The following is a 22,418-nucleotide window of genomic DNA, read 5'->3' as shown; positions in this document are numbered from 1 at the left end:
GAAATCAGGAGCCCTTTATGATCGACGATATCCGCTGGAAGCAACGCCTACAAAACTGGAATCGGGCTTTGGCACAGCTGACCAAATTTATGCAGCGTGATGCGTTGAACGAACTGGAAGAGCAAGGGCTGATTCAAAGCTTTGAATACAACCATGAACTTGCCTGGAAGACCCAGAAAGACTTTTTGCAGGATCAGGGTTTTACTGAGTTATTCTGTTCAAAGAATGTGGCGAAAAAAGCCTTTGAAATAGGCCTGATTACCAACGGTGAACTGTGGCTGGATATGATAAAAAGCCGCAACCTGTCCTCACATACTTATAACGAAGCTGTTACCCGCCAAATTGTTGATGCCATCGTGTACCAGTACTATGCAGAACTGACTGAGCTAAACGCTAAAATGAACCAATTAGCGGAAAAAGATCAATGTTAACCGAGAAATCCGGCCTCTCGCCACGCACCATCGACGCCATTAAAACAGTTCTGGCGCAATTTCCTGCTGTCCGCTCTGCCGTTCTTTACGGCTCGCGCGCCAAGGGCACTTACCGGCCAGGCTCAGATATCGATCTTACATTACACACGACAGCTAACACGCCTGAAAATTTATTGCTTCAAGTCATATCCGCGCTGGACGAGCTGGATAGCCCTTACAGCTTTGATCTGTCGCTGTATCAGCATCTCGATAACGCGGCACTAAAAGAGCATATTCAGCGGGTGGGTATTGAGCTTTACAACGCCGCCAGCACAGCAGAAGTCAATTGTGAGGAACAGACCCACCGAGATGAAGTGGATCTTGACTATATCTTGAATTTGCTAAGCCAGTTGCAAACAAACCAGGCTAAAGCTGGTGCATCAGCCAGCAATGACAGCAATGACAGCAGCAAACAACAGCTACTTAGCCTGCTGGCGAAAGAGACGAAGTTAGGTAGTAAACGCGAGCTGATAGAAAAATTTATCGCCGACTATATGCCGGAATCATCACCGCAGCAGGATATCCGGGATAGCTTTACCGGCTTTTTGCAACAAGAAAAACGTGTCGCTATCCATCGCTTATGTAAGCGTGAGATGCTGGATACAGAAGCAGTGTCCCAACTCCTTGAACAGTACAGCTCTACCGGCAAAGCCCCATTGCCTGAACAGGTATTTGCTGCCCTGAGTTACCGGCCAAAATTACTTGAGCGAAAGCAAATTTACCAGCGCATACTGCATGATTTCAAAGGAATTATTCAACGCTTTGAAGGTATCCGGTAGCCAGTTAAATGTCATCCTCCGCCGCCAGGCTAAAAGAAAAACTACTGCCAGCACCGGGCTCACTGAAAATCAACAAGCGGCTGTTGTGGCGCGATAGCACGTGTTTCACAATGGCCAGCCCCAGGCCACTGCCGCCGGTGGCCCGGCTTCTGGCCTGATCCACCCGGTAAAAACGTTCGGTTAAGCGTTTGACATGCTTGGGGGCTATACCCTCACCATTATCATTGACTGAAAACACCGCCTTATTGTGCTGCCGCTGCCAGCTCACTTTGATCTCACCACCCGGCGGAGTGTACTTGATGGCATTGGTAATCAGGTTGGAAAAAGCTGAACGCAGCTCATCGGCACTGCCCTTGACCACCAACTGCTCGTCAATATGAAATTCAATACTATGCTGCTTGTCCCGGTTCAGCGACTGCGCTTCTTGCTCTAAGTAATGCAGCAGCTCCGGCACCTGCACCACCTGTTCGTGTTGCACCGGGCCTGAAGCCTCGATGCGTGATAAAGCCAACAATTGTTGCACCAGCGCCTGCATTCGTAGCGTTTGATCCAGCATCACCGGATGAATTTTTTGCCACATGGCTTCATCCGGCAATTGGCCGGGCTCCAACATTTCCAGATAGCCCTGCACTACGGTCAATGGGGTACGCAGTTCGTGCGAAACGTTGGCAACAAAGTCTTTGCGAATTTGCTCCAGCTGTTTCAGCTGGGTGATATCGCGCACAATCAACAGGTACTGATGGTCGCCATAAGGCACAAAACGGAACTCCAGCACCAGCTCCTGGGCGTGGTGAGCCGTCAGCACCAGGGCTTCTTTAAACTGCTGGCGATGCAGGTAATTTTGAAACTCTGGGTGGCGTACCAGGTTGTCGATCCGCTGCCCTTCGTCCTGCGGCCAACGCAAGCCAATTAACAACTGTGCCAATCGGTTGCACCATAAAATGGTCCACTCATCGGAGAGAAGCACGATGGCCTCGGGCAAGGCTTCGGCACCATCGCGAAACTGCCGAACGATGGCACGCATTTGCTTTTGCTTGTAGCGGGCTTTACGTTGCTGATAGTAAATACCATCGAAAATCTGCTGCCAGCTCCAGCGCCCTTCTGGCGGTGTCAGTTTGCGGTCACGCCACAGCCAGCGGTCCACTTTAAACAAATGCAGGTAATGCCAGCTTAAAAGCCCAAGAGCCGCCAGCAGCATGGCCTCAGTAGCCAGACTCCAGATGCTGCCAATCAGGGCAGAGAGCAGAAATAAGCAAGCGACCCGGAACAGGATCGCTCGTTTGGATAATAAAAGGCGCATGCGTGCTGCTTACCTGCCTTATTTTAAGGAGAAACGATAACCCGAACCGCGTACCGTCTGGATTAAACGATCATGACCAGCGGGAGAAATAGCTTTACGCAGCCGGCGGATATGAACATCCACGGTTCTGTCTTCCACATACACATTAGTGCCCCAGACATGATCCAGCAACTGCTCACGGCTGTATACCCGCTCAGGATGTGTCATAAAAAAGTGCAACAGGCGAAACTCAGTCGGCCCCATATCCAAGGCTTCTTCCTTCGCACTAACCCGGTGCGACACCGGATCCAGCTTTAAGCCCTGCACTTCAATCACATCATCCAGGCTGGTCGGTGAGACCCGGCGGATCACCGCTTTAATCCTCGCCATTAGCTCTTTTGGCGAAAATGGCTTGGTGACGTAATCATCAGCACCGACTTCCAACCCTTTGACCTTGTCTTCTTCTTCCCCACGGGCGGTGATCATAATAATAGGAATTTGCCGGGTTAATTCGTGTTGCTTCATTTTTTTTGCAATCTGAATACCACTGCCACCTGGCAGCATCCAGTCCAGCAACACCAGATCGGGATAGGGCTCTATCAAGGAGTCCATCGCCTGATCGACATCTTCTGCTGTAGCTGTCTGATAACCATTTTGTTCCAGCACGAAACACAGCATATCGCGGATTGGTGCTTCATCTTCTACCACCAGTACACGTCGTGACATAGCCTTTCCTATCTGCTAACTATCTGAGTACAGACATTATCTCCCGCAATTATGACAGATTTATGAAAAAAACCGAGCAAGTTAAGAGTTTGACTGAAAAATACATATAACAACAACATCTAAGAAACAAAAAAGGCCCTCATCAAGAGGGCCAAAACAGGGTAACACAGGGAAAAATCAAACTTAGAAGTTGTAAATCATACCCAACGAGAAACCTGCGCTGTTTTCACCGGCAATAGGTGTCAAGCGAGTATCACGACCGCCGCTGGCGATGGTGAAAGCAGCCGCATCATCGTTCGAGGTTAAGCCATAGACCGCGTACATGGTCAGGGCACGACCGAAGTTGCGATCAACACCAACCGCAATCATGTTGGCACCGGAATCAGCTAAATCATTTTTTCCGGCCTGATAGAACTGACCACGCAGGGTGTAATCTTCAATTTTGTAGCTGGCACCCACACCCCAGACATTGCGATTGCCATTTTCCAGGTTACGCGCTGCTTGATAAAGCGCTGCAACTTTGAACTCTTTGCTGACGTCGTAGCTCACACCCAAGCGCAGTGCATTCGGGTTATCACCAGCGGCATTTTCATAGCTTTCGTAAGCGGCCGCTGCGTACAAGCCATTGGCGTTGTAGGTTAGTGAGGTGCTGTACGACTCGCGTTCATTCTCTACGGTGGAACCGGTGTTGTTGTGTGGCGTGTATTGTAAGTCAAAAGTAAAGCCGTTCATGGCCGGGCTGCGGTAATGCACGCCATTGCGGAAACGATTGTCGAAGTTCGCGCCGGCAGCACCGGTGGGTACGTTGGTAATGTTACGAGCATCACCAACACGGTCACCAAACATATCGGTACGGCCGCGAACCACTTTCAGTGGGGTGTCGAAGAAACCAACACGCACCAAGCCGAAGTCACCGCGCAAACCCAAGAATGAGTCACGAGTCGCGAAACTGCCATTGCCTTCGTCGAAGCGAATGTTTTGTTCTAACTGCATCACCGCCGTCAAGCCTTCAGCGACTTCGGTGCTGGCAGCAAAACGCAACCGGCTGGAGTTGCTGGACACATTCAATCCACTGTCCACGCCATTGTCTAAGTGATCCAGCGACAAATGTGCCCGACCAGAAATTTTGACATTAATATCACTGGCCATCGCAGGCATTGCAAAGGCAGAAACGACAGCGGCAGCGAGTAAAGATGTTTTGATGGTTTTCATTCGGAACTCTCCAGACCTTATTATGGGTGTCTACTTGTGTTTGCTGGCGCTATTATCAAAGCTGGAGATGACACTAAAATGTCTTTTCAATGACAGTTTAATGACAAAAGGACCCAAAGGTCCTTTTGTTGCAGAAAGCTGGCAGAGCAGCCAACTTTAGGTACGGCCGTTATCGACCACGGCTTCCACTTCTTCTTCAGTTAAATGGCTGACGTTCTGGCCTTTGGCAATAAAAATGCTGAACTCACAGATGTTCTGGGCGTGATCACCGATCCGTTCCAGCGCCCGGGCTACCCAAATCAAGTGCAAGCCGCGGGTGATTTGGCGGGTATCTTCCAGCATGTAGGTCAGGTTATGGCGTAAAATGCGACCATAATCGTGATCGATAAGTTTATCTTGTTTCAACACCGCCAGGGCAAGTGCCGCATCCATTTCTTTGAATGACTGCAACGACTGCTGCAACATCTGCAACACCTTATCGCCCATCATTTCAATGTCTTCCAGCTGCGCTTCGGTCGGACGTTGGCAGTCTTCATCCAGTAGCTGCTTCGCAATGTGCTCGGCCTGGTCACCGATGCGTTCGACGTCGTTGATGCTTTTTAGCACCCCGACAATTAAACGCAAATCACGGGCCGCTGGCTGGCGGCGGGCTATGATTTCCAGGCAGTGTTCTTCGATGCCAATTTCATGCGTATTGACGGTGCGATCGGTCTGAATCACCTGCAGAGCTAAATCGCGATCGCCTTTGATAAAGGCTTTAATGGCATCGCGCAGCTGCTGCTCTACCAAGGCGCCCATGGTCAGCAGGCGGTCGACCGCTTCGTTCAATTCATCGTCGTACGACTGAGAGTAATGTCCGGTAATTTTATTCATCATCAATGTCCTCTGATCCCGCCTGCTTAGCCGTAACGGCCGGTAATGTAGTCTTCAGTCCGCTTGTTTTGCGGGTTGGTAAAGACCTCGTTGGTCGGCCCTACTTCCACCAGTTCTCCCAGATGGAAAAAGGCGGTGCGATCCGACACCCGGGCCGCCTGCTGCATATTGTGCGTGACCATTACTATGGTGAAATTGGTTTTCAGCTCATCGATCAGCTCTTCAATAATCGAAGTGGCGATGGGATCCAGCGCCGAACAGGGCTCATCCATCAGAATGACTTCCGGGCTGACCGCTATGGTACGGGCAATGCACAGCCGCTGTTGCTGACCACCGGATAAACCGGTACCTGGCTGTGCTAACCGATCTTTTACTTCATTCCACAGGCCGGCTTTACGCAAGCTGGATTCAACAATGTCATCGAGATCGGATTTTTTGCTCGCCAGACCATGCAATTTCGGGCCATAGGCGATGTTGTCGTAAATCGATTTTGGGAACGGGTTTGGCTTTTGAAACACCATGCCGACCTGAGCACGCAGCTGCACCACGTCCAACCGTGGGTCATACATGTTCTGGCCATCCAGTTCAATCAGGCCGGTTACCCGGCAACTGTCGATGGTGTCGTTCATCCGGTTCAGGCAGCGCAAAAAGGTCGACTTGCCGCAGCCGGATGGGCCGATAAAGGCCAATACCTCGTTTTTCGCAACGTCCATGTCGATGCCTTTGATGGCTTCGCTCGCGCCATAAAAGACTTTGACATCGCGGGCTTTCATCTTCAATTCGGTTTGTGCATTCATCGCCGGGCCTGCTGTTAAGTTCGGTTGTTCTGTAAGTACGCTTGCATTGCGTTGATCTGTCATATCGCGTGTCATGGTTACCACCGCCGTTCAAATTTTTTCCGTAGCCAGATGGCAAGGCCATTCAGACTGATCATCATGGTCAGCAGCACGATAATGGCGGCTGAGGTTCGGGCTTCAAAGAAGTTACGCAATTCATTGCCCTGCCAGAGGAAAATCTGTACCGGCAAGGCAGTTGACTGCTCAAAAGGAGTAGCCGGCACACTGGCCACGAAGGATTTCATACCAATCAGCAGCAGCGGTGCAGCCTCACCCAGCGCCTGGGCAACCCCCAGGATCGACGCCGTCAAAATGCCGGGGATGGCCAGCGGCAGCACATGATGGAAAATGGTCTGCATCTTGGACGCGCCCAGGCCAAGCGCCGCCTGGCGGATCGAAGGAGGAATGGCTTTCAGCGTTGAGCGGGTGGCAATAATCACCGTCGGCAATGTCATCAGGGACAGCACCAAACCACCCACCACAGGCGCTGACATTGGCAAATTAAACCAGCCAATAAAGACCGCAGCCCCCAACAAACCAAAGACGATGGAAGGCACTGCCGCCAGGTTGTTGATGTTCACTTCCACCAAATCAGTGATTTTGTTGCGCGGCGCAAACTCCTCCAGGTAGATGGCTGCTGCCACGCCCATCGGCACAGCCAACAGCATCACAATCAGCATCATAAAGAGTGAGCCCATAAAAGCGCCGGCCAAACCGGCCGAGGCCAGTGAACTACGCGAGTCCGGGTTCATAAAAAGGGCAAAGCTGAAGCGGTTTTGAATCACGCCGGAGGCATAAAGCTCATCGGCCCACTGTCGCACTATCGGAGCCAGCTGCTGCTGATGATCCGGCAAGCTGCGATCAATGTTGCCTTTGAGCCAAACATCGACGTTGGCATCGGTCAACAAATTAAGCCGCTTGGTCTGGCCAATGATGGACGGGTCGTCAATCACCATATCGCGCAGCGCAAAACGCTCGCCGGAAGTCACCATACGAAGCACCTGCCGGCGGTGCTGGTCGGCATCCGGCAGTACCTGCATCAAGGCATCGGAAATAATGCGGTTGAAGTTGATCATGCCCACTTCACTGCGCCAGGCCAGATCGCGCTCACGGAAAGCATTGTCGCTCTCGCCACGCTGCTGCACCGGCTTGTCGCTGATTTGGATAATGGCCGGATCAAAATGAATGTCCAGCGTGATGCTGGCCTGCCAAAATGCCGGTAAGCCTTTGGAAAAAATATTGATAAATAGCAGCGCTACCAATGCCAGGCTGATCATCACAGCCGTTAAACCGGTAAAGCGGAACATGGTTTCCTGCCGGTGCCGGCGCGCCAGCGAAGCCGCTACTTTTTGCTGCACAGCACTTTTTGCTGGCTGTGCCGGAGCCTTTTCAGTCAAAGTCGTCATGGCTTACTCGTACTGTTCACGGTATTTACGGACAATCACCAGGGCTACCACATTCAGCAGCAGGGTGATCACGAACAAGGTTAAGCCCAGCGCAAAGGCCACCAGCGACTGCGGGCTGGAGAAATCGTTGTCGCCGGTTAACTGGTTAACAATGGTCACGGTCATGGTGGAGACCGCTTCAAACGGATTGGCGGTTAATGAAGGGCTATTGCCTGCCGCCAACACCACAATCATGGTCTCGCCAATCGCCCGACTGGCTGCCAGCAAAATGGCACCAACAATGCCCGGCAAAGCCGCCGGCAATACCACCTTACGGATGGTTTCCGATTTGGTCGCGCCAAGACCCAGGGAGCCATCACGCAAGGATTTCGGTACCTGGGTGATAATGTCATCCGACAGCGACGAGATAAAAGGGATGATCATAATGCCCATCACCACCCCAGCGGTCAGTGCTGAAGTGGCGCGGATATCGAGCCCCAGTGTCTCGCCCATCTCAGATAAAAATGGCCCGACCGTAACCAGCGCAAAGAAGCCGTAGACAATGGTCGGAATACCAGCCAGCACTTCGATAATCGGCTTGGCGGTGGCGCGTAGCTTGGGTGATGCATACTCCGCCAGGTAAATCGCTGCCAACAGCCCCAACGGAATCGCCACCAGCATAGCAATGCAGGCAATCATAAAGGTACCAGCCAGCAGCGGCAGCATACCAAAGCTGCCCTGATCGCCGGTCAAGGAACCTTCCCCTACCCCTGAGGTAGAAAAACGCGGGTTCCAGGTGGTGCCAAAGAAAAAGTCCATCGGGCTGACAAAAGAGAAGAAGCGCAGCGACTCACCCACCATTGACAGCACAATGCCGATGGTAGTCAGAATGGCCACGGTCGAACACAGCACCAAAGCGGTTTTCACCACTTTCTCAATCTGGTTGCGCGCCCGGTGCAGCGGTGTAATGGTGCGGTAGCTGTACAACATACCGGCCGTCGCCACCGCCGCCATCAGCGCCAGCATCAGGCCATTGCTGAGCTGACGGGTATCGCGTAAAAAGGCTGCTGCCTGCAATTCCCAGTCGGCCGCTTCACTGACTACGCCAAAGTTGGCCGCAAGATTACCGATGCGGCGCAATGCTACCCGCAGCTCTTGTGGATCCTGGGTGATGGCGTCCGGTAATTGCGCCGTTAGCAGTTGCTGAATGGCCCAGGGCGAGCCCCAGCTCCACAGCAAAAAGACGAAAAAGGCCGGTAAAACCGCCCAAAGCCCCACCATCATGCCGTAATGATGCGGCCTGGAATGCATTCTCTGGGTAGGGTGTTGTCCGGCAACCTGTCGGGTTCTTACCAGACCTAGCTGATAGGCGATGGCCATTAAGGCCAACAGCGCCATCATCAGGGTGAGATTACTCATGCGAGCTCCATGTTACAGCAACAAATTTCAGCTGCAGGCAGTGTAAAAGATGAAGATGACAGAAATATGACAAAGCCACCTGCAAGAGGTGGCTTTGTGGCTATCTAAATAAAGGCTCTTATTGTGCTTTTAAAGCAGTACGGCTGCGGATGGTTTGCTGCACTTCGGCACGCTCATTGTCCGCCAATGGGATCAGACCGGCTTCTTCCAGCGGGCTGCCAAAACCAGCGTTGCCTTCAGACACGAAGAATTCAGCAAATTCCTGCAGACCTGGGATCACACCGATGTGCTCGCCTTTGACGTAGAAGAAAAGTGGGCGTGAAACCGGGTAAGTGCCAGCGATGATGTTGTCGATGGTGGGTACTACGCCAGATACCGTTGCGACCTTGATACGGTCACGGTTTGACTCGTAGAAGCTCAGACCAAAAACACCGATGGCATCACGCTGTGCTTGCAAACGGGCCAGAGTTTCGGTGTAGTCACCGGCGATTTCGATGATACGACCATCGGTACGCATCGCCAGACAGAAGTTGTTACGCTCTGAACGGTCCATCGACTGCACTTCAGAGAAGGTGTTGCAGCCAGCCAGGATCACGTTTTCTTCGTACACTTCACGGGTACCGTGGTTGGAGCCCGGGATGGCCAGAATGATTTCCTGATTTGGCAGCGAGCTGTCAATCTGGTTCCAACGGGTGTAAGGGTTGGCAACCATACGGCCATTTTGTGGCACTTGCGCCGCTTGCGCCAGGAAGACATGCTCAGGCTTCAAGTGGAAGTCGCCGGCATCAATGCGTGAGGCAAAAACGATACCGTCGTAACCGATTTTCACTTCAATCACCTGGTTCACGCCGTTCTGATGGCAGTTGGCCAGCTCGTTCGGGCGGATTGGACGTGATGAGTTTGCCACGTCGATGGTATTGGCACCCACGCCCTGACAGAACTGACGCAGACCACCGCCTGAGCCGCCAGAGCCAACCACAGGGGTACGGAACTGGGCGAAGTTGTTGCCGAACTCTTCCGCAGCAATGGAAGAAAATGGCAGTACTGTAGAGGAACCAGCTACCTGAATGGTATCGCGGGCCGCCTGAACATTAAAAGCTAAAGTTAACGCAGCAGCAGTCAGAGCTACCTTGGTCAGTTGATTCAGTTTCATCGTTATTTCCTCGTCGGTCAATTTGGTTGTAAGTTGACGTTGCACAGTCTGCATTGGCAATATGTCAGGAATATGACAATGCCATTTTTTTCACGCTTTAAATTTCTGCCAACCGACCGCCAATTGTTCAACCAACTGAGCCAGTATGACCTTTTAATGACAGTGATTGCCCCTGTCATCAAACTGTCATTTGACATTCGAATTTTCATATATATGATTCAGTGCATATTCAACCTGAGGATTTGCGTATGCACCAGCGCCCCAGCATCATTTTTATTTGCACCGAAAACTCTGCCCGTTCGCAACTGGCTGAAGCTTATTTTCGAGCCCAGGCCGGTGATCGCTTTCAGGTATACAGTGCAGGAACACAACCAGGTACCATCGACTCGAGAGTGTTCACAACGTTGCAGGCACGCGATATTTCCAGTGAAGGGCTGCGCAGCAAATCTTTAGCCGAATACCGCGGACAGCAATTTGATTACGCCGTACTGCTGTGTGATAAAGCCCGGCAAGAGTGTGTGCATCAATTGCAGGCCAAGGAAGTCCTTAGCTGGGATTTTGAAGATCCAAAGCCGAAAAAGGGCCAAAAGCCTTTTGATGTTGCGCTCAACGAGCTGTCGGAACGGATAAAATTTTTCCTGCTGTTTCAGCAGGCCCCATCAGCCTGAGGTATCTGCATGCATGCTTTACAACTGTTTAAAGCGCTGTCTGACGATACCCGTCTGCGCATTGTGCTGTTGATCCTGCAGGAGCAAGAACTCTGTGTCTGTGAACTAACCTGTGCACTGGATTTACCGCAACCAAAAATTTCACGGCATCTGGCGCTGCTGCGCCAGATGGAACTGCTAACCGACCGGCGTCAGGGCCAGTGGGTTTATTACCGTTTGTCTGAAACGCTACCAAACTGGGTAACACAAGTACTGCATACCACCCTGCAACAACAGGACTACCTGCACCCTACCCTGCAACGACTCAATAAAATGGGTTCACGACCAGAGCGAACAAACCAATGCTGTTAATGCTAGACCATCAGGGAGCGACCAATGGGTAGCTTTGAACGTTATCTATCGGTTTGGGTTGGTCTCTGCATCCTTGCAGGCGTGCTGCTGGGTAATCTGGTCCCATCGATGTTTGCTGGCATTGCCAGCCTTGAAATTGCCAATGTTAATCTGGTGGTGGGTGTCTTTATCTGGGTGATGATTTACCCGATGATGGTGCAAATTGATTTTGCTTCCATCAAAGATGTCGGCAAAAAGCCCAAAGGTCTGGTGCTAACGCTGGTGATGAACTGGCTGATCAAACCCTTTACCATGGCAGCGCTTGGCTGGTTGTTTTTCAAAGTCTTTTTTGCCGGCTGGGTGGATCCACAATCAGCCAATGAATACATTGCTGGCATGATTTTACTGGGTGTAGCGCCTTGTACTGCTATGGTCTTTGTCTGGAGCCAGCTGACCAAAGGCGATGCCAACTACACGCTGGTACAGGTGTCGGTGAACGACATCATTATGGTGTTTGCTTTTGCCCCGCTGGCCGCCTTGCTGCTGGGTGTTAGTGATATTCATGTGCCCTGGCAAACCTTATTCATATCGGTTGGCTTGTATGTCGTATTACCACTGATTGCTGGCGTTCTGACCCGGCGCTATTTAGAGCAAACGGGCAAGCCCCAGCAGCTGCAGCAATTTTTAGCCCGCTTAAAGCCCTGGTCAATGATTGGCTTGCTGGCAACCGTGGTCTTGTTGTTTGGTTTTCAGGCGCAGACCATTTTCAGCCAACCCATGATCATCGGCCTGATTGCCATCCCACTGTTGCTGCAAACCTATGGCATCTTTGCCATCGCCTATGGCGCTGCCAAGTGGCTGAAGCTACCGCACAATGTAGCCGCACCGGCCTGCATGATCAGCACCTCCAATTTTTTTGAACTGGCCGTCGCGGTTGCCATCTCATTGTTTGGGCTGCACTCCGGTGCCGCACTGGCCACTGTGGTGGGCGTATTGGTTGAAGTACCAGTGATGTTATCGCTGGTGTATTTTGCCAATAAAACCCGACACTGGTTTCCCAAAGCTGAATCTTCCACCGAATCTAAGGAATCATCATGACCATCAAAGTAGGTATTAACGGTTTTGGCCGGATTGGCCGTCTAGCACTGCGCGCAGCCTTCGACTGGCCTGAGTTTGAATTTGTCCGCATTAATGACCCGGCCGCCGATGCCGCTACCTATGCCCACCTGCTGAACTTTGACTCCGTGCACGGCATTTGGCAGCACAATACCACTACCGATGGCGAAGCCATGCTGATCAATGGGCAACGCATTGCCGTCAGCAGCAACAAAGCCATCAGCGATACCGATTGGTCAGATTGCGATCTGGTGATTGAAGCGTCTGGCAAAATGAAAACCCTTGCTGCGCTACAGGCTTATCTGGATCAGGGCGTCAAACGCGTGGTGGTCAGTGCACCTGTGAAAGAAGCCGGGGCATTGAATGTGGTAATGGGCGTCAATCATCAATTATTCGACCCAGCTAAACATCGTATTGTCACGGCTGCATCCTGTACCACTAACTGCCTGGCTCCGGTGGTAAAAGTGATCCATCAATCGCTGGGCATTAAGCATGGGTCCATCACCACCATCCATGATTTAACCAATACCCAAAGCATTATGGATACACCGCACAAAGATCTGCGCCGCGCCCGCGCCTGTGGCAGCAGCCTGATCCCAACCACCACCGGCTCGGCTACGGCCATTATCGAGATTTTCCCCGAGTTAAAAGGTCGCTTAAACGGCCATGCGGTGCGGGTGCCACTGACCAATGCCTCCTTAACCGACTGCGTGTTTGAAGTGGAGCGTGCCACCACAGCCGAGGAAGTCAACCAGTTGCTAAAAGCGGCCGCCGCAGGCGAGCTAAAGGACATTCTGGGCTACGAAGAGCGGCCATTGGTATCCATTGATTACAAAACCGATCCGCGCTCCAGCATCATTGATGCCTTATCCACCATGGTGATTAACGGCACCCAGGTGAAGATCTACGCCTGGTACGACAATGAATGGGGCTACGCCAACCGCACGGTAGAGCTGGCCAAAATGGTTGGCCTGAGCGATCAGGCCAACAGCAAGGTCGGAGCCTGATACCATGCTGAGCCAGCTTAGCCCACACATTCGCCAGTATTTGGTGGTCACCGGTAACTATTGGGCCTTTACCCTGACCGATGGCGCTTTGCGCATGCTGGTGGTGCTGTATTTTTACAGCCTGGGCTATGATGGTCTCAGCATTGCCATGTTGTTTTTGTTTTACGAGTTTTTCGGCGTGGTCACCAATCTGGTAGGCGGCTGGCTGGGCGCCCGCATTGGCCTGAACAAAACCATGAACATCGGCCTTTTGCTGCAAATCCTGGCGTTGTCGATGCTGCTGGTACCTGCCGAGTACCTGCTGGTGCCCTGGGTGATGGCGGCGCAGGCATTGTCGGGCATAGCCAAAGATCTGAACAAGATGAGTGCCAAAAGCAGCATCAAGTTGCTGGTGGCCGATGCCGAGCAAAGCACCCTATACAAGTGGGTGGCCATTTTAACCGGCTCGAAAAATGCGCTGAAAGGCGTCGGCTTTTTTATCGGTGGTTTGCTGCTGGCGCTGATTGGCTTTTGGTGGGCCATTTTTACCATGGCCGCCCTACTCAGCCTGATCTGGTTGCTCAGCATCAAACTGCTGAAACGCGACCTTGGCAAAAGCAAAGCCAAACCCAAGTTTCGTGACATGCTGTCGAAAAGCCGTGCCATCAACCTGCTGTCGGCTGCCCGGATGTGTTTGTTCGCAGCACGGGATGTCTGGTTTGTGGTGGCGCTGCCGCTGTTTTTGGCCAGTCAGTTTGACTGGGATCACTGGCAGGTCGGTGGCTTTTTAGCGCTCTGGGTGATTGGCTATGGTTTTGTGCAAAGCCAGGCACCACACCTGACCGGCAAAGCCAACAACCGCACGCCGGATGGCAAGCAAGCGGTGCTCTGGGCGCTGCTGCTGTGCGGTCTGCCAGCTGCCATTGCCCTTAGCATTGAACTGAACTGGCAGGTCGGCCCGATGCTGATTGGCGGCCTGCTGCTGTTTGGCGCTGTATTTGCCATCAACTCCTCCTTGCACAGCTATTTAATTGTCAGCTACGCCGGCCGTGATGGCGTCTCGCTCGATGTCGGCTTTTACTACATGGCCAATGCCATGGGCCGTTTAATCGGTACTGTGTTATCCGGCTGGCTCTACCTGCACGCGGGCCTTGAGGCCTGTCTCTGGGTGTCCAGCGCATTCTTAGTCGCCACGGTGTTGATTTCGCTGGCGCTGCCGAAGCACCACAGCGCATTATCCTCAGGCTAACCCCGCATCAATTGATGCCGATACAAGGCCCGTACCAGATCCTGCTTGCAGTGCAGCACCAAGAGTACATAAAGATGCTCGCCTTGTTGGCGATACAGCAACCGGTGGTCCTGATCCAGCCGCTCGCGCAGCATCAGGCCATAATCGGCCAGCAGGGGGTTAAAGCGATAACGATCCGGGGCGGCTAAAATGGCCTCTACATTCTGCTGCAAATACGCATCCACCCAGGTGGCAGCGGCCTCAGGGCCTTTAAATTCTGCCTGCCAGGATTCGATATCCTGCAAACAGCGCAGGGCTGTGCGGGTAAACTGCAGTTGCATGCTAGCGCCTGGCCGCGCGCAGCTGTTGTAAGGCTTGCTCCGGGCTAAAGGTTTCCCCCTGCCGGATATCCTGCTCCGCCATCATAGCTAAGCGCAGCAGCGCCATTGCCTGTCGTTCACGTTCTTGTGCGGCCAACTCTTCAGCGCGCTCAGCGGCCGTCTGGATAAACAGCTCCGCCACGCCATTGCGCGTCACGTAGCAGCCACCACGAAAGGTATCCGGCGCCCCCAACGCTTCACGCGCACTTTTTTGCGACATGGTGTTGGCGCTGTACTTTGCGGTTGTTTCACTCACCTGGGAACCCTCATGCTGTTACTGATAGTAAGCTTAATGCAACCAGCAACAAGGATCAAATTAAGGACAAATTTTACCCCTTGCTATTCGCCGATGAGCGACTAAAATACTGTATATATGAACAGTTACTTTGGTGAGCAATCGGATGGCAGCGGCAAGCTTTCGCAGTGAACAAGGGTTGGAGTGGCTGGGCGCACCCGATGCTGCCAGCGGCCGCGCCTTGCCGATGTACTTAAATACGGTAGCGGCAGGTTTTCCTTCGCCGGCGCAGGATTATCTGGAAGGCTGTCTGGATCTGCATGAGCTGTTGATCCGCCACCCCACAGCGACCTTTTTTGTCCGCGTCCGGGGCGATTCAATGCGCGGTGCTGCTATTTTTGATGGCGATATCTTACTGGTCGACCGCGCTTTGCAGGCGCAGCATCAGGATATTGTCATTGCCAGCGTCAATGGCGATATGACGGTCAAACGCTTGTTGCTCAAACCCGAACCCATGCTGCAGGCCGCCAACCCCAAGTACCCACCGATCCGGCTGGACGATGGCCTGGATTTTGAAGTGTTCGGCGTGGTCAGCAGCGTTATTCATCAACTAAAACGCTAACCGATGCCGGTATCTATCAATACAACACGCAGCTTTGCGCTGGTCGACTGCAACAACTTTTACGCTTCCTGTGAGCGACTGTTCCGGCCGGATTTAAAGCAGCGGCCACTGGTAGTACTATCCAATAATGATGGCTGCATTATTGCCCGCTGCGCGCTGGCCAAGCAGCTTGCTATCCCGATGGGCGCGCCCTTTCATCAGGTCAAAGCCCTGTTAAAACAGCAGCAGGTGGCGGTGTTTTCATCCAACTACGCGCTTTATGGCGATCTGTCGAGCCGGGTGATGCAAACCCTGGAACAACTGGCCCCCAAAGTGGAGATTTACTCCATCGATGAGGCTTTTCTGGAGCTATCTGGCCTCGATTTTTGCCAGAACCTGCATGACTTCGGCCAGCACATCCGTACCACCATCAAACAGCAATTGGGCTTGCCGGTTTGTGTCGGCATCGGCCCCAGCAAAACCCTGGCCAAGCTGGCCAATTACGCCGCCAAGAAATACCCGCAGTTTGAGGGGGTGCTGGACCTGACTGAACCGCATAAGCGACTGCATATTCTGGCCAGAACGCCGGTGCATGAAGTTTGGGGTGTTGGCCGCAAGCTGGCCGAACGACTGCAGGCCATGAATATTGATACCGCCCTGCAGCTGGCACGGGCCTGCCCACAACAAATGCGCAAGAAATTCTCGGTGGTGCTGGCCCGCACCGTCAATGAGCTGAACGGCCTTGCCTGTTTGGCGCTGGATGAGGTGCAAGAGCCCAAACAGCAGATTATCAGCAGCCGCAGCTTTGGCCAGCGTGTTACCGACAAAGGGGCCATGCAGCAGGCGATTACACTGTACCTCAGCCGGGCTGCCGAAAAGCTGCGGGCCCAACAAAGCCTGGCGCGTCGGCTCAGTCTCTTTATTCGCAGCAGTCGCTTTGAGCAAAAATCACCCTTTTTCGGTGATCAGGCCAGCCTGGAACTGGCTACCCCCAGCAGCGACAGCCGGGTATTGCAACAGGCGGCGATGCAGCTGCTGGACCAAGTCTGGCGCCAGGGCCCGGCCTATGCCAAGGCGGGTATAGTGCTAAGCGATCTCTGCGCCATGCAAGGGCTGCAAACCCAGCTATTTGCACCGCCTCCTTCGGAGCGCAGCCAACGCTTAATGGCCGCCATCGACCAACTGAACCAAAAACACCGCGGCAGCGTATTTATCGCGCGTCAAGGCAAAGACGGTGACTGGCAAATGCAACGTCGCTTTCTATCCCCTGCTTACACCACCCGCTGGGATCAGCTGCCCGAAGTGCGCTAAATTTTGTTTTGCATTCAGAGTAGCTGCTACACTCATTGAAGATAACTAACCTACTTATTCATGCTTCAAGCTGTCAGGAGCTTTTTATGCCCAAGTTTCGTCAACAAGCGTTCCAAATCGCGCTCTACGTCAACTGCGGTTTGCTATTGCTAGCCTTTCTACTGGCTTTTTTGCACAACACCTGGTTGTTGGCTTTACTTATCGGCGTACCCGCTGTGGCCATTCCCTTTTGGTTACAACAAAGCCTGGGCGATCATCCGTTATCCCGCATCAGCTACGGCATCAGCTTTATGCTGTTTTGTGCGCTGCATATTCAGCAGAGCATTGGCATGACCGAAGTGCACTTTGGTATTTTTGTACTGCTGGCCGTGCTGATTGCCTTTCGGGATTGGCTGGTGATTCTGGTAGCAGCAGGCGTCATCGCCGTGCATCATTTGCTGTTTATGTGGTTGCAAAGTAGTGGTCAGCCGATCTATCTGGTACCGGATTCAGATGCAACCTTCACCATCGTGATGATCCACGCTGCTTACGTGGTGGTCGAAGCCGTTGTCTTGATGTTGATTTGCCGCTACAGCTACAAAGAAGCTCAAATTGGTCAGTTCTTTATGACCAGCTCGCAGCAGATGCTCAATACCGATGGGCAAATTGTTTTGAGCACCCCGGCACCGGCGGTTAACTCAAGGTTGGTCGGACGATTTATCAAAGTGGTTAGCACCATTGAACAAACCGTAGGCACTATAGATAAAGTAGCAAAACAGCTGGATCAAGAGTCCGATGAGTTATTGCAGCAAGGCTGTTCGCTGGCCGATCGGATGACACAAAAGATGAAAGAAGTTGAGCGTATCGCTTCCGCCACCGAGCAAATGTCGGCCAGTATTCAGGAGCTGGCTGAACTGGCTAATCAGGTGGTATCCCTGGCACATGACTCGGATCAGGCGGCAGGCTCAGGCCAGGCGTCCATTACCACCACCATAGAAACCATACAGGCGCTGGCTGATAACCTGGTAGCTTCCCGCCAAAAAGTGCATGGCATGGCAGAGTCCACCCAGGAGATTAAAGGGGTACTGGATGTAATCCAGGGCATTGCCGAGCAAACCAACCTGCTAGCGCTCAATGCCGCCATAGAGGCTGCCCGTGCTGGCGAACAAGGTCGTGGTTTTGCCGTGGTCGCCGACGAAGTGCGCACCCTGGCATCCAGAACTAATAGCTCGGCCGGTGAAATCAAAGGCATGATTGAGCGGATGGTGCAAAGCAGCCAGCAATCGGTTGAGGCGGTCGATCAATGTCTGAACCAACTGGAGCAAACCAAAGCAAGTGCCAGTGACAGTGGTGAACAACTACGTGCCATCTTGCAGCAGGTGCAAAGTGTGCTTCAATCGGCAGAGATCATGTCGACCACCTTAAGCCAGCAAGGTCAGGCCAGCCAGGAAATTGCCGAGTCGGCGCAGGAATTAAGCTCCATGGCGATTGAGCAGCAACAACAGGGTCAAGCTGTAGTCGATGTGGCCCAAGGCGTAAAATCCGCCTCCGATACCCTGGCCATTGAAATGAAACGGTTTAGTCATTGAGATGAAAGTTGCATTGAGTTCGCTGATGCTACTAGGCTGGTTGCTGCTAAGTGGTTACCTGCTGTGGCAGGATCAGCATAGTGTGGTAGGCGTTTTTGATCCGGAGCAGCGCTGGCAGCAACAAGACACAGAAGGCCTTATTCTCACCAGCTTGGTCACAGCATCGGGCGGGAACTCTATGCAACTGCTGCATGTAATCGACCCTGCTTGCCGCTGCCATCGTCAGCAGCAACAACACCAGCAAGCACTGCAGCAAAGCTTTGCAGAGATCCCGCACTACACCCTGAGTATTGCTGAGGCCCGGCAGTTGGGATTAAGCATACCAGCAGCGCCAATGGCCATTTTACTGAACGGTGAGGAACTGGTGTACGCCGGTCCGTACTCGGTCGGGCCCATTTGCGGCTCTGGCGATGGCTGGATAGAGCGATTACTCCGCGGTGAAGTCCAGCTGGCTGGCGGCTGGCTGAATGGCGAAAGCAGCAGCTGTCGCTGCTTACAGTCGGTCTAAGGCGTCGTCCGAATCAAAGCCAGAATAATACCGCCACCAAGCTGGCAGCCAGGCAGTAGTACAGCATCGGCAGCAGAGTATAACGGATAATATCACCTTCACGGCCACTTAAATTAACCACGCTGGCGGCGGCTACCACATTGACCACACAGATCATATTGCCCGCATTGGCACCTAGCAGTTGTAGCCCCAGCACCAGAGTCTCCGGCAAGGCCGCTTCGCTAGCTACCGTTTGTTGAAAGGACGCAAACATCATATTGGAAAAGGTCGCCGAGCCGGCCAAAAAAGATCCCAAAGCGCCAATTAAAGGTGCAACCCAGATCCAGTAATCGGCCAGATGCAATGCAGCGACCTGCGCCAATTCAAACGGCATGGCTGCCAAGCCTGCATCATTAACACCGGATTGTAAAAATATCCGCACCATCGGCACCGAGGCCATCAGGGCAATGGTCGCAGGACCAAGCCGGGCCAAACTATCACGTACGGCTGGTTGCACCATACGCCAGCGGCTTTGCTGTTTTGGATTCTGGTGCAGCCAGAGTGTCAGCAGCGCCACCGCTAAAAAGAAACTGCCAGGCAAGTACAAAGGTGCCAGGCTGGCGCTGATGTCGGTGCCCAGGATATTGGCCCAACGCCATTCCAGACGGCGCAACCAGCCTTGCAGCGGTAGCTGTGGTATCCGGCTTAGCACCAATAACAAGGCAACCAGCACATAGGGTAACCAGGCACGCCACAGCGGCATCGCAAGCTTCATGGTCAGCGCCTGACGCTGCAAAGCTTCGCTTTGGGCTTTGTCTTCTGCCGAGAAATACCAGGGCTGTTTGGGTAACAGAATACGATAACGTGCCAGGGTACTCATCAGCGCTAAGCCGGTTAAGGCGCCGACAATGGATGGAAATTCTGGCCCCAGCAGCCAGGCCACCCCATAAGCGGGCACGGTAAAGGCCAGGCCACCCAACAGGGCAAAAGGGGCCAGCTGCAAAGCCGGCCACCAGCTTTTTTCTTCACTGAAAAAACGGGTCAAGATCAAACAAAGCATCAGTGGCAGCAAGGAGGCGACCAACACATCAATGCCGATGGCGGTCAACGCAATAGCTTGCAGCGCCTCCGGGCTAGCCCCTGCCATACCCTGCGCAATGCCCACCAGCACCGGGGTACCGACTGCACCAAAGGACACGCTGCTTGAATCGGCTATCAGCGCCAACACCACCGCTGCCAGCGGCGAAAAACCAAGGGCCACCAGCAAAGGGGCCGCAATGGCTGCCGGGGTACCAAAACCGGCAGCGCCTTCTAAAAAGCTGACAAAAAGCCAGCCAATTAAAATGGTTTGCACCCGCCGGTCTGGTGAGAGTTTGGCAAAGCCGGCCCGAATTGCATCGAGACCACCGCTATAGCGCAATACATTCAGTAGCAAGATAGCGCCAAACACAATCCATAAAATACTGATGGCAATAACGCCGCCTTCCAGCATGGCAGCCAACAACTGCTTCAGCGGCAACTGCCAGACCCAAAGTGCCAGCAGCGCCGACACCAGTAAACTGAGTGGCATAGCACGGGTCGCCGGCAAACGCAGCACCACCAGCAGCACAAAGACGCTGAGCACCGGCATCAGGGCGGTCAGCCATTGCAGGGTGGTCATTTAACTGCCCTTAACTAATAAAGCCATAATGCTGCGCCACCCGGTCAAAATACTGCAGGCAGGTTTTGGCGTACTGGCGCTTTTCCACATAGCTGCCGGGGAAGAAGTTCTTCTTAAAGCCGTAGGCCACCATGTCTTTTAGCCGCTTGATCGGAATATCAAAGTGATCGAGCGCCAGCTGGTATTCATTACTTAAGGTGGTATTGGACACCAGACGGTTGTCGGTGCAAATCACCGTTGCCATCCGGTTTTTCAGCATCTCGGCAAACGGATGCTGGCGGATATCGGCGATGGCCGGGTTGGTTTGCAAGTTGCTGGTTAAGCATACTTCAATCGCAATGCGTTTATCGGCCATAAAGGACGCCAGCCGCTGGCTGTAAGCCTCAGGATCAGCAATAGCCGGGTCCTGAATACGCTCTGGTAAAAACAACGAATAACCATGACCAATCCGATCAGCATGGCACTCAGTAATGGCTTCAAACACACTCTCGGCACCATAGGCCTCACCGGCATGCACGGTTTTGAGAAGAAAGTGCTGATGGGCGTAATCGTACACTTCTTTAAACTTGCTGGCCGGATAACCCGATTCCTGTCCAGCCAAATCCAGCCCGACAATAGGAATGCCTTCATCATCACGCAGCCGCACACTGGCCCGTACCAGTTCCATCGCCGCCAGTTTAATCACTTGCATCGGCTCAAAATCCCGCATCAGCTGAAACAGCTGGTCGTAATAAGGCGAAAAGCCTTTGGCCGCGACCATCCGCATGGCGCAGTTGATAATACCGTAGCGAAACGGTGGCTTGCCCTGCTCCAGCACAGCGGCCGAGCTGTTGTACTCCAATTCAGCCTGCTGCAAGCCTGCATTGACCGCCCGCATCACAGTATCAAAATCCAGCCCTTTGCTTAAATCCATCAACAGCTGCGGTGCAAAACGCACTTCGATGTAATTAACCCCTTCGGCCAGATTGTCCAGCGCCAACTCGTACGCGGCCTGAGTTAAATGATCGGCATCACGCAGCACGGCGCAGGTGTATTGGAAACCGCGCAGGTATTCGCCCAGATTCTGATAGGCCGGTTTAAACACCTGGGCCTGCATCCCCTCTACCGTATCGGCTGGCAGCGGTACTTTCAGGGTTTTGGCCATAGCAAGCAGTGTATCAAGCCGTAAACTGCCATCTAAGTGCAGATGCAGATCGGCTTTGGGCATAGCACGGATAAAATCGATGGAATAGCGGGGCATAAAGATGTCCTTCAGCAATGCATCTTGCTAGTGTAGCCTGAAACCGATGCTTGCTGAAGATAAAAGGCCAGCGCTGAACGCAACTGGCCTGTTTTCACGCAACAAAAAACCTATTGCATCGCTACCCAGGCAGCACACCAACCTTCGTTGGCCACCAGCTTTCCCGGGAAAATAGCACAAGGCCGCCAATCGGCTTCTTCACCCTGGATCAGGTTGCAGTTGTGGCAGTATTGACCTTCCACTTCCGACTTATGGGTATAGCGCATGGCCTTAGCCAGCGGGTCGTCCAATTTGACTTGTTCCGCAGCAATTGCCCGTAAGCTGATGCTACCGAGCGTCATACCGATCAAGCCACCGGCGGATAGCTTGAGAAACTGACGACGTTTTTCATTGGTCTTTGACATGGTTAATCTCCTGCATAGTGTATGATTATTTTTTTATTGTTGATGTATTTTACTGCGCAAAATCCGAACTGG

Annotated in this window: 24 protein-coding genes; 11 read left to right on the top strand and 13 right to left on the bottom strand. The window is 52.9% G+C overall.

What is annotated here, in order from left to right:
- The first annotated feature begins 17 nt into the window (after positions 1-17).
- Positions 18-431, top strand: coding sequence for a nucleotidyltransferase substrate binding protein (locus tag QWF21_RS03210; RefSeq protein WP_330086597.1), 414 nt, complete (start codon positions 18-20; stop codon positions 429-431).
- Positions 425-1,249, top strand: coding sequence for a type I restriction endonuclease subunit R, EcoR124 family (locus tag QWF21_RS03205; RefSeq protein ID WP_330086596.1), 825 nt, complete (start codon positions 425-427; stop codon positions 1,247-1,249). The genes QWF21_RS03210 and QWF21_RS03205 overlap by 7 nt, the downstream gene beginning before the upstream one ends.
- Before the next feature lie 4 nt (positions 1,250-1,253).
- On the opposite strand, the gene phoR is transcribed toward QWF21_RS03205, so the two are convergent.
- From phoR to QWF21_RS03165, 8 genes are all read right to left on the bottom strand, one after another.
- Positions 1,254-2,549, bottom strand: coding sequence for a phosphate regulon sensor histidine kinase PhoR (phoR, locus tag QWF21_RS03200; protein WP_330086595.1), 1,296 nt, complete (start codon positions 2,547-2,549; stop codon positions 1,254-1,256).
- An 18-nt stretch (positions 2,550-2,567) separates the two neighbouring features.
- Positions 2,568-3,254 (bottom strand): phosphate regulon transcriptional regulator PhoB, encoded by a 687-nt coding sequence (gene phoB / locus QWF21_RS03195; RefSeq protein WP_330086594.1) that lies wholly within the window; start codon positions 3,252-3,254, stop codon positions 2,568-2,570.
- Positions 3,255-3,437: 183 nt separating this feature from the next.
- Positions 3,438-4,466 (bottom strand): porin, encoded by a 1,029-nt coding sequence (locus tag QWF21_RS03190; RefSeq protein WP_330086593.1) that lies wholly within the window; start codon positions 4,464-4,466, stop codon positions 3,438-3,440.
- A gap of 156 nt (positions 4,467-4,622) precedes the next feature.
- The gene (gene phoU / locus QWF21_RS03185; protein WP_330086592.1) at positions 4,623-5,342 is read right to left on the bottom strand and encodes a phosphate signaling complex protein PhoU; all 720 of its coding nucleotides are present in this window, start codon (positions 5,340-5,342) and stop codon (positions 4,623-4,625) included.
- A gap of 23 nt (positions 5,343-5,365) precedes the next feature.
- On the bottom strand, positions 5,366-6,136 hold the full coding sequence (gene pstB / locus QWF21_RS03180) for a phosphate ABC transporter ATP-binding protein PstB (protein ID WP_245785740.1): 771 nt from the start codon (positions 6,134-6,136) through the stop codon (positions 5,366-5,368).
- Positions 6,137-6,213: 77 nt separating this feature from the next.
- Positions 6,214-7,581, bottom strand: coding sequence for a phosphate ABC transporter permease PstA (gene pstA / locus QWF21_RS03175; protein WP_330086591.1), 1,368 nt, complete (start codon positions 7,579-7,581; stop codon positions 6,214-6,216).
- Between the two features lie 3 nt (positions 7,582-7,584).
- On the bottom strand, positions 7,585-8,979 hold the full coding sequence (gene pstC / locus QWF21_RS03170) for a phosphate ABC transporter permease subunit PstC (RefSeq protein WP_330086590.1): 1,395 nt from the start codon (positions 8,977-8,979) through the stop codon (positions 7,585-7,587).
- Positions 8,980-9,097: 118 nt separating this feature from the next.
- Positions 9,098-10,132, bottom strand: coding sequence for a substrate-binding domain-containing protein (locus QWF21_RS03165; protein ID WP_330086589.1), 1,035 nt, complete (start codon positions 10,130-10,132; stop codon positions 9,098-9,100).
- A gap of 248 nt (positions 10,133-10,380) precedes the next feature.
- On the opposite strand from QWF21_RS03165, the gene QWF21_RS03160 reads away from it, so the two are divergent.
- Genes QWF21_RS03160 through arsJ form a run of 5 tightly spaced genes read left to right on the top strand, consistent with a single transcriptional unit; the run spans position 10,381 to position 14,481 of the window.
- On the top strand, positions 10,381-10,800 hold the full coding sequence (locus tag QWF21_RS03160) for an arsenate reductase ArsC (RefSeq protein ID WP_330086588.1): 420 nt from the start codon (positions 10,381-10,383) through the stop codon (positions 10,798-10,800).
- A 9-nt stretch (positions 10,801-10,809) separates the two neighbouring features.
- Positions 10,810-11,151: a metalloregulator ArsR/SmtB family transcription factor gene (locus QWF21_RS03155; protein ID WP_330086587.1), complete on the top strand. Its 342-nt coding sequence runs from the start codon at positions 10,810-10,812 to the stop codon at positions 11,149-11,151.
- A gap of 24 nt (positions 11,152-11,175) precedes the next feature.
- Positions 11,176-12,228 carry an ACR3 family arsenite efflux transporter gene (gene arsB, locus QWF21_RS03150; RefSeq protein WP_330086586.1) on the top strand — a complete coding sequence of 351 codons (1,053 nt, stop codon included), beginning with the start codon at positions 11,176-11,178 and terminating at the stop codon, positions 12,226-12,228.
- The gene (locus QWF21_RS03145; RefSeq protein WP_330086585.1) at positions 12,225-13,253 is read left to right on the top strand and encodes an ArsJ-associated glyceraldehyde-3-phosphate dehydrogenase; all 1,029 of its coding nucleotides are present in this window, start codon (positions 12,225-12,227) and stop codon (positions 13,251-13,253) included. Before arsB ends, QWF21_RS03145 begins: the two co-directional genes overlap by 4 nt.
- Positions 13,254-13,257: 4 nt before the next feature.
- Positions 13,258-14,481: an organoarsenical effux MFS transporter ArsJ gene (gene arsJ, locus QWF21_RS03140; RefSeq protein ID WP_330086584.1), complete on the top strand. Its 1,224-nt coding sequence runs from the start codon at positions 13,258-13,260 to the stop codon at positions 14,479-14,481.
- On the opposite strand, the gene QWF21_RS03135 is transcribed toward arsJ, so the two are convergent.
- Together QWF21_RS03135 and QWF21_RS03130 are read right to left on the bottom strand one after the other, a co-directional pair.
- Positions 14,478-14,801 carry a type II toxin-antitoxin system RelE/ParE family toxin gene (locus QWF21_RS03135; protein WP_330086583.1) on the bottom strand — a complete coding sequence of 108 codons (324 nt, stop codon included), beginning with the start codon at positions 14,799-14,801 and terminating at the stop codon, positions 14,478-14,480. The two genes, arsJ and QWF21_RS03135, sit on opposite strands and share 4 nt — an antisense overlap.
- A 1-nt stretch (position 14,802) precedes the next feature.
- Positions 14,803-15,060, bottom strand: coding sequence for a hypothetical protein (locus QWF21_RS03130; RefSeq protein ID WP_330086831.1), 258 nt, complete (start codon positions 15,058-15,060; stop codon positions 14,803-14,805).
- Between the two features lie 181 nt (positions 15,061-15,241).
- On the opposite strand from QWF21_RS03130, the gene QWF21_RS03125 reads away from it, so the two are divergent.
- The 4 genes from QWF21_RS03125 (at position 15,242) to QWF21_RS03110 (ending at position 19,063) form a co-directional block, all read left to right on the top strand.
- Positions 15,242-15,697 (top strand): LexA family protein, encoded by a 456-nt coding sequence (locus tag QWF21_RS03125; RefSeq protein ID WP_330086582.1) that lies wholly within the window; start codon positions 15,242-15,244, stop codon positions 15,695-15,697.
- Positions 15,698-15,700: 3 nt separating this feature from the next.
- Positions 15,701-16,987, top strand: a complete 1,287-nt coding sequence (gene umuC, locus QWF21_RS03120) for a translesion error-prone DNA polymerase V subunit UmuC (protein ID WP_330086581.1) — start codon at positions 15,701-15,703, stop codon at positions 16,985-16,987.
- An 86-nt stretch (positions 16,988-17,073) separates the two neighbouring features.
- Positions 17,074-18,555: a methyl-accepting chemotaxis protein gene (locus tag QWF21_RS03115; protein WP_330086580.1), complete on the top strand. Its 1,482-nt coding sequence runs from the start codon at positions 17,074-17,076 to the stop codon at positions 18,553-18,555.
- Positions 18,556-18,580: 25 nt separating this feature from the next.
- A complete protein-coding gene (locus QWF21_RS03110) occupies positions 18,581-19,063 on the top strand; it encodes a DUF6436 domain-containing protein (protein ID WP_330086579.1) in 483 nt (160 codons plus the stop codon).
- Positions 19,064-19,076: 13 nt separating this feature from the next.
- Here QWF21_RS03110 and QWF21_RS03105 read toward each other — a convergent pair whose 3' ends face one another.
- The 3 genes from QWF21_RS03105 to QWF21_RS03095 all read right to left on the bottom strand — a co-directional run bounded on the left by QWF21_RS03105 (position 19,077) and on the right by QWF21_RS03095 (position 22,346).
- Positions 19,077-20,702, bottom strand: a complete 1,626-nt coding sequence (locus QWF21_RS03105; protein ID WP_330086578.1) for an L-lactate permease — start codon at positions 20,700-20,702, stop codon at positions 19,077-19,079.
- 10 nt (positions 20,703-20,712) lie between these two features.
- A complete protein-coding gene (locus tag QWF21_RS03100) occupies positions 20,713-21,942 on the bottom strand; it encodes an adenosine deaminase family protein (protein ID WP_330086577.1) in 1,230 nt (409 codons plus the stop codon).
- Between the two features lie 110 nt (positions 21,943-22,052).
- Positions 22,053-22,346, bottom strand: a complete 294-nt coding sequence (locus QWF21_RS03095) for a high-potential iron-sulfur protein (RefSeq protein ID WP_330086576.1) — start codon at positions 22,344-22,346, stop codon at positions 22,053-22,055.
- Positions 22,347-22,418: the final 72 nt, after the last annotated feature.

The organism is Alkalimonas mucilaginosa, from assembly GCF_036327005.1.
GTDB classification, from domain to species: Bacteria; Pseudomonadota; Gammaproteobacteria; order Enterobacterales; family Alteromonadaceae; genus Alkalimonas; species Alkalimonas mucilaginosa.
Note: the sequence above shows the minus strand (reverse complement) of the source record. Positions and strands in the feature narration are given on the sequence as shown.